1 rRNA gene is annotated in these 594 nt (G+C 51.7%); it reads left to right on the top strand.

What is annotated here, in order from left to right:
• Window positions 1-594: ribosomal RNA gene (locus NI21_RS0115315) — 23S ribosomal RNA — on the top strand; the annotation flags it as partial.

Genomic DNA, 594 nt, shown 5'->3' with positions numbered 1-594 from the left:
CAATCCGAAGACGTGACGCATACCGAACTAAAAGTAGGGAAATGTGTGAGCTGGCTGCCAAGAAAAGCCGCTATTGTTCATACCGTACCCGTACCGTAAACCGACACAGGTGGATGAGGAGAGAATCCTAAGGCCGACGGGAGAAGCATTGTTAAGGAACTCGGCAAAATGACTCCGTAACTTCGGGAGAAGGAGTGCCTGCGAGAGCAGGCCGCAGAGAATTGGCCCAAGCAACTGTTTAGCAAAAACACAGGTCTATGCGAAACCGAAAGGTGAGGTATATGGGCTGACGCCTGCCCGGTGCTGGAAGGTTAAGGGGAGAGGTTAGCCGTAAGGCGAAGCTTTGAACTTAAGCCCCAGTAAACGGCGGCCGTAACTATAACGGTCCTAAGGTAGCGAAATTCCTTGTCGGGTAAGTTCCGACCCGCACGAAAGGCGTAATGATTTGGGCACTGTCTCGACAATGCACCCGGTGAAATTGAAGTACCAGTGAAGATGCTGGTTACCTGCGCCAGGACGGAAAGACCCCATGGAGCTTTACTCTAGCTTGATACTGGGACTCGGTATTGTATGTACAGGATAGGTGGGAGGCTA

It is taken from the genome of Eubacterium sp. ER2, from assembly GCF_000765215.1.
GTDB lineage: Bacteria > Bacillota > Clostridia > Lachnospirales > Lachnospiraceae > Claveliimonas > Claveliimonas intestinigallinarum.
This window is presented reverse-complemented; position numbering and strand designations above follow the sequence as displayed.